This window comes from Micromonospora phaseoli (assembly GCF_900109115.1).
Lineage (GTDB): Bacteria > Actinomycetota > Actinomycetes > Mycobacteriales > Micromonosporaceae > Micromonospora > Micromonospora phaseoli.
Genome location: NZ_FNYV01000022.1, coordinates 22181 through 28562 on the forward strand (window position 1 = coordinate 22181; position 6382 = coordinate 28562).

Genomic DNA, 6382 nt, shown 5'->3' on the forward strand with positions numbered 1-6382 from the left:
CGTCACCACTGCGCACGGCCTGACGCTGAGACGGCCGTGGCCCGAGAAGGCGATCGGTGGCCCGGGGCGTCGCCCTGCGGACCGAGCCACCGCCACATTCGACCCGCTCGGGAACCTCGCCCCCGACGAGGGCGGGTGACCCGTCCGTCCACGCGCACAGCGCGATCGCTGAGGCACGCCAGACCAAGAAGATCGCAGGAGGCGACGCAATGAGTGACCCGATGAAAGTCCTGGCCCCGGCGCACCGGCGGCTCCGGGTCGGCGACGCCTGGCGCGACGCCGCAAGCGGAGCCACCTTCGCCGTCGAGGACCCGGCCACCGGCACGACCATCGCCGAGGTGGCGGACGCCGACGTCGTTGACGGGCTCGCCGCCCTGGACGTGGCGAGCAAGGCCATGGCGCAGTGGGCGGCGACCCCGCCGCGGAAGCGGTCAGAGTTGTTGACCGCGACGTACCGGGCACTGACCGGGCGATCCGAGGAGATCGCCCGGCTGATCACGCTCGAGATGGGCAAGCCGCTCGCCGAGGCTCGGGCAGAGGTGGCCTACGGCGCCGAGTTCTTCCGCTGGTTCGCCGAGGAGGCGGTGCGCGTCGAGGGGCGCTACAGCACCGCTCCCGCAGGTGGATATCGCATCCTCACCGTGCCGAAGCCGGTCGGACCGTGCGTCTTCGTGACCCCCTGGAACTTTCCGTTGGCCATGGGGGCCCGCAAGATCGCTCCTGCGCTGGCCGCAGGCTGCACGACGATCACCAAGCCGGCAGCCCAGACGCCACTCACCATGCTGGTCCTGGCCCGCATCATGGAGGAGGTCGGCGTCCCCCCGGGCGTGGTCAACGTGGTGACCACCAAGCGTGCCGGCGAGGTGGTCTCCGCGCTGCTCGCCGACAGTCGCACCCGCAAGCTTTCGTTCACCGGGTCGACCGAGGTCGGGCGCGTGCTGCTCCGACAGGCCGCCGACAACGTGCTGCGCACCTCCATGGAGCTGGGCGGCAACGCGGCCTTGATCGTGTGTGCCGACGCGGACCTGGACGTCGCGCTCGACGGCGCCATGGTGGCCAAGATGCGCAACATCGGGCAGTCCTGCATCGCGGCCAACCGGATCTACGTCGAGGAGCCGGTGCGCGAGGAGTTCACGGCGCGCTTCGCCGAGCGGATGGGCGCGCTCTCGGTGGGCCATGGTCTCGACGACGGCGTGGACGTCGGGGCGTTGATCGACGAGACCTCGGTCACCACGATCGACGAGCTGGTCGCCGACGCGGTCGATCGCGGCGCCCGGGTCGTGGTGGGCGGCGAGCGACCGGATGGGCCGGGCCACTTCTACCCGCCTACAGTCCTCGTCGACGTGCCCGACGATGCGCGGATGCTCAGAGCGGAGATCTTCGGCCCGGTCGCGCCGATCATCTCGTTCACGTCCGACGACGAGGTGATGGCGAAGGCCAACGACACCGAGCACGGCCTGGTCGGATACCTCTTCACCCGTGACCTCCAGCGGGCGCTCCGGTTCACCGAGGGGCTGGACACGGGGATGATCGGCATCAACCGTGGTCTGATATCGGACCCGTCAGCTCCGTTCGGGGGCGTCAAGCAGTCCGGGTTCGGCAAGGAGGGGTCGCACGAGGGCATCCTTGAGTACCTCGACCTCACCTACGCGGCGATCGACCTACCGTGACCGGCCTGCTGCTCCGGGCGTACGCCGAGAATCACCGCGCCCTGTGCACACACGACCTGACCGGTCTCCACCCGGCGGACGAGACCCGGGCCATGGCCGGCACGAACCCGCCGGCGCCCGGGACGCCGGCCACTTTGCCGGCGTGCGCACCACCGCCCGGCGCGCGTGCCGGCGCCACCCGGGCGGCCAACCTCGCCGACGCCGTCCCGGTCGCGCAGGTGACCTGGACGTCCGCCCAGCACATCGCCGCCGACGTTCCGGAGAGGCACTGACATGCTTGAGACCGTCCGCGGACCACGCCAGCTGATAGTGGGCGAAGGGGTCGCACAGAACATCCCACGAGTGGTGGCCGAGAGTGGCTCGCGAGTCCTCATCCTGACCGACCAGGTCCTTCTGGGGCAGCCGGGCGTGGCCGAGATCGTGGCCGCCGTGCGGGAGAAGGTCGAGGTCGTCGAGGTGTTCTCCGACGCGACTCCAGACGTGCCACTCACCGATGTCGCCCTGGCCGTCTCGGTCGCCGCCCAGGTGGACGCCGACGTGATCCTCGCCATCGGGGGTGGCACGGTGATCGACCTCGCCAAAATCGTCGGCGTCATCCGGCGCCACGGTGGGACGCCGCGCGACTTCTACGGCGAGTCGAAGGTGCCGGGGCCGACGATTCCTCTCGTCGCGGTCCCGACGACGTCAGGCACCGGCTCCGAACTCACCCCCGTGTCGGTGTTGACCGACCCGGACCGCGAGCTGAAGGTGGGGGTTTCCAGCGTCCACATCGTGCCCGACTTCGCCATCGTCGACCCCGAACTCACGTACACCTGCCCTGCGACCGTCACCGCCCACTCCGGCATCGACGCGTTTTGTCACGCGGTGGAGAGCTACACCGCGAGACCTCGCCCCCACGGACCGCGCGACCCGGTGGAGCAGGTGTTCCTCGGCCGCAACCCGATCACCGACCACTACGCGCTCCTGGCCGCGGAGCGGATCGCCCGGAGCTTGCGTCGTGCTGTCCGGGACGGCGGCGACACGGACGCACGCGCGGACATGTCCTACGGGTCCATGCTCGCCGGGCTCGCCTTTTCCCACGCGGGCACCGCGGCCCCGCACGCCCTCCAGTACCCCATCGGCGCAGCCACGCACACGCCGCACGGCCTAGGTGTCGGGCTGCTACTGCCCTACGCGCTGGACGCGGCCAGGGATGCCATCGGCGACCGGTTGGCCATCCTCGCCAGGGTGTGCGGGCTCGACGTGACCGATGCCTCGGATGCCGAGGCCGCAGACACGTTCCTCACCTGGCTCGACGGGCTCCTTGCCGACATCGGCATCCCACCCACCTTGGCGGACATCGGCGTGGCACGCGCCGACCTCCCGCGCTTCGCGGAGATGGCCAGTGGCGTCACCCGCTTGATCCAGAACCATCCCGGCCCGAACGACACCGCCAGCCTGACCGCGATCCTCGAAGCGGCCTGGACCGGGGATCGGACCCGACACGTCCTGACTCCGAGCAGAGATAGTGACCGGCCATGCACATGACGCCAAGCTCCCTGCCCCACCCGGGGTGTCGGAATGCCCGGCTACGCCATCGCACCAGCAACATGATCGTCATGGGTGAGCACCGCGCCTGGACCATCGAAGCCGCGACCGCGCCACCTGCGGAACCCCGAAGCCGACCGGGGAGTCGCCGGCATCCAGTACGTACATCCATCGCCGGAAGGTTCCGATCTCCGCGCCGAAGGTGCTGCCACCCTCCTCCATCACATCCCGGATCGCATCCTGGGGCATGAGATCGAACCGCCCAGATCCTCCCAGGTAGCTCGGATGCTATCGGGTCCGAACCGTTCCTCGAGGAACTCCGCGAAGACGAACGCACCGGCTGGGGCGGCATGCATAGACATCGTTGGCGCGTTCGCGAGTTACGCGAGCGGCACAACCGGGTGTGGCGGGTGCTGGTGCACGTGGTTCCATTGGGGCGTGGGCGAGAAGAAGCTCACGGCCGACGGCAATCGCGACTCAAGGAGCGGTTGGTCGCGGAGGGCGGGCGCGAGCCGCTCTGCTCGTCGAGGCGTATCCGCAGGACACCGCCGGCAGGCAGATCGCCGCTTCTTCCTCTACAACGCCACTCGCAGCCTCTTCGAGGAGGCCGGGTGTTTTGGTCCGAAGGAAAGAACCACTGCGTATGACCGCCACGGTCGCGCCGGCCGGGCACTGAAGGGGATCTGATGGATCGAGCCACAGTGACCGAGTTCCAGCAAGCGGATGGTGTCCGGGGCTGGCGCGTCCTGGACGCCGGCGCGAGCGCCTGGTTCGACGCGCCGTCGATGACCGCGGGTGCGGCACTCGTCCGCCGCATCGCCGAACTGACGGCCGCCACCGGTCTGCCGGACGTGGATCTGCGCCCCGGTGGGGTGCGCGTGCGGATCGGTCCGGCGGGGGCGCTCACCCGGGTCGACGTGGAGCTTGCGCGTTCGATCTCGGCGGCGGCCCAGGACCTCGGCATGGCTGCGGACCCGACCGTGCTCCAAACCGTGCGGCTCGTGATCGATACCGCGGACCGGCCGTCGCTGGTGTCGTTCTGGCAGACCGTGCTCGGCTACGAGCCCGTCGGCGCCGACGGGCTCGGGGATCCGTCGCGACGGGATCCCGGACTGACGTTTCACCGGAGTCGGCCCCGGCTGCTGCGCGATCGGATCCACGTCGATGTGGTTCGCGCGCCGGACGCGGTGGAGGCGGCCAGGGCCGCAGTCGGACAAGAGCCGTTCGGCGCATACGGGGTCGCGCTCGCCGACGCCGACGGGAACGAGGTCGATCTGGTCCCCGGTGACAGGCTCTCGGAGGGGCCTGAGACCGCCGACTGGCAAGTGCTGTTCGGTGCGATGGCGTGCTACCCCGTCGATTCGCCTGTGCGGGCGGGTGAAATTGTGTCGGCTGTTGCCGATCTGGCTGACGACGCGGGGCTGCCGTTGATGGTGGACCTGCGGCCCGAAAGAGTCACGATCGACAGTGGGAAGGACCAGTGGGAGGACGGGGAGGGCTCCGTTACGAGCCGGTTCGTGGACCTGGCCGGTCGAGTCCAGACCGCAGCCCGCGACCTGGGGCTCTCCGCGGACCTTACGCGCCCGCGTTTCATCCAGCTCGGCATTGACGCGGTCGACGTTTCTGCGGTGCGAGCCTTCTGGGCGTCCGTACTAGGTTACCAGCACGACCTACGGGCGTTCCTGACCGACATCTACGATCCGCATCGGCTCAATCCGGTCCTGTTCTTCCAGCCGATGGACGGATCGGACACAGAGCGGCGGCAGCATCGCAACCGCATCCATGTCGACCTCTTCGTCCCGTACGACCAGGCCCAAGCCCGCATCGACGCGGCTGTGGCCGCTGGAGGACGGATCGTCACCGAGAACGCTCCTCGTCGGACCCTCGTCGACCCAGAAGGCAACGAAGTAGACATCGTTACGTTCCACCAGGCGTAGGCGTGGGCTTCTGGCAGAGCGGGCGGGTTACGGGACATCGCGTACAGGTCCGGCACTGTTGGGCCGTCGCACATCATCCTGGTCGCGTCGTCGTCGACCTGCTGGACCTGATCGTGGTCACGGCATCAGATGGACGCGGATCCGTCTGGCCGTAACCGCCGCATCCTCCAGGACGGCCAGACGGGGCTCGGCGGATTCGAGCAGGTGTGGATGACGCAGCAGTGCCAGTGGCGACAGACGCCGGTCTGTCAGCACCGCGTCGATCATCAACCGGTCGCCGCCACAGACCAGGGCACTGATTGCATCGTGAGGGTCGGCGACAACACCGGGCGCATGGGGCAGCATGATCCGCGCGGCGATGTCCGCAGCCCGCTGAGTGGCAGCCTGGGCCTGGTTGGCGCGACGACGTGCGTAGCGCTGCTGCGAGGAACCGCCGGCCGCGGTGCGACCCTGCACGTAGAAGCGCTCGACCTTGGAGACGGTGATGGTCGTACCGTCCGCGACACCGGCGGCAACCGCGCCCTTACGGGCCAGCAGCACGGCGATCCGGGGCGGTCGGATGATGCGGGCCAGCAGCGTGTCGACATCCTTCGCGTCGGCAAGCCCTGGCGGCGGATACAGCGTGGCGGTATCACCGTTGCTCACGCCGGTCAACACCAGGCCCTGCTCGGTGGCACCGTCGTGGCGGCGGTAGAAGCCGTCGAGCCAACCACGAATCCGCTCCGGTGAGATCTGCACCCACCGCCCGCCACCCGCGGCGGGTCGCGCCTTCACCACGTGAACACCACCTATCGGGAACGGCCGGCCTGCACCCACCATGCTCACATGAAGCGGGTCGCGCCATCGAACACAGCCCAACTGATGCCCGGTTCTGCCGAGATCCGGATGTCCGTCGAGACCGTCAACCGGTGAGCTGAAACAGCATGTGAACCCAGCAAGCCTCGCTCACTGCGGGCGCTGAGCCGAGCAGGGCGTGCCACACTGGCGCCATGGCCAGACCTCAGACGGTCGACGAGTACATCGACGGCTTCACCGGACCGGGCCGCGAGCTGCTTGAGCAGCTGCGGGCACTGGCCCACGAGGCGGTTCCGGAGGCGAGCGAGGCGATCAAGTGGGGTTATCCGGCGTGGGTGCACCCCTCCGGAACGATCCTCTTTATGGTCAGTGGTCACGCTAGACACGCAAGCGTCGCGTTCACGCCCAGCACTCGCGAGGGGTTCGATGCCCAGCTCGCCGGCTTTGCCACCG

Annotated in this window: 6 protein-coding genes; 5 read left to right on the forward strand and 1 reads right to left on the reverse strand. The window is 69.1% G+C overall.

The window, feature by feature from the left end; all coding sequences use genetic code 11:
* The first annotated feature begins 209 nt into the window (after nucleotides 1–209).
* The 4 genes from BMY89_RS29270 to BMY89_RS29290 all read left to right on the forward strand — a co-directional run bounded on the left by BMY89_RS29270 (nucleotide 210) and on the right by BMY89_RS29290 (nucleotide 5134).
* Nucleotides 210–1670, forward strand: coding sequence for an NAD-dependent succinate-semialdehyde dehydrogenase (locus BMY89_RS29270; protein WP_092383682.1), 1461 nt, complete (start codon nucleotides 210–212; stop codon nucleotides 1668–1670).
* Nucleotides 1667–1942, forward strand: a complete 276-nt coding sequence (locus tag BMY89_RS29275; RefSeq protein WP_092383684.1) for a hypothetical protein — start codon at nucleotides 1667–1669, stop codon at nucleotides 1940–1942. The genes BMY89_RS29270 and BMY89_RS29275 overlap by 4 nt, the downstream gene beginning before the upstream one ends.
* Before the next feature lies 1 nt (nucleotide 1943).
* Nucleotides 1944–3197 (forward strand): iron-containing alcohol dehydrogenase, encoded by a 1254-nt coding sequence (locus BMY89_RS29280; protein WP_092383686.1) that lies wholly within the window; start codon nucleotides 1944–1946, stop codon nucleotides 3195–3197.
* Nucleotides 3198–3898: 701 nt separating this feature from the next.
* Complete coding sequence (locus tag BMY89_RS29290) at nucleotides 3899–5134, forward strand: VOC family protein (RefSeq protein ID WP_232521610.1); 1236 nt, start codon at nucleotides 3899–3901, stop codon at nucleotides 5132–5134.
* A gap of 117 nt (nucleotides 5135–5251) precedes the next feature.
* On the opposite strand, the gene BMY89_RS29295 is transcribed toward BMY89_RS29290, so the two are convergent.
* On the reverse strand, nucleotides 5252–5911 hold the full coding sequence (locus BMY89_RS29295) for an acVLRF1 family peptidyl-tRNA hydrolase (RefSeq protein WP_092383692.1): 660 nt from the start codon (nucleotides 5909–5911) through the stop codon (nucleotides 5252–5254).
* Nucleotides 5912–6123: 212 nt separating this feature from the next.
* On the opposite strand from BMY89_RS29295, the gene BMY89_RS29300 reads away from it, so the two are divergent.
* Nucleotides 6124–6382: iron chaperone (locus tag BMY89_RS29300; RefSeq protein ID WP_092383694.1), on the forward strand; the 259-nt coding region annotated here is incomplete at its 3' end.

What these genes read in the sequence shown, in the direction of transcription:
- BMY89_RS29280 (WP_092383686.1), top strand. Translation starts at nt 1,944, where the DNA reads ATGCTTGAGACCGTCCGCGGACCACGCCAGCTGATAGTGGGCGAAGGG.
- BMY89_RS29270 (WP_092383682.1), top strand. Translation starts at nt 210, where the DNA reads ATGAGTGACCCGATGAAAGTCCTGGCCCCGGCGCACCGGCGGCTCCGG.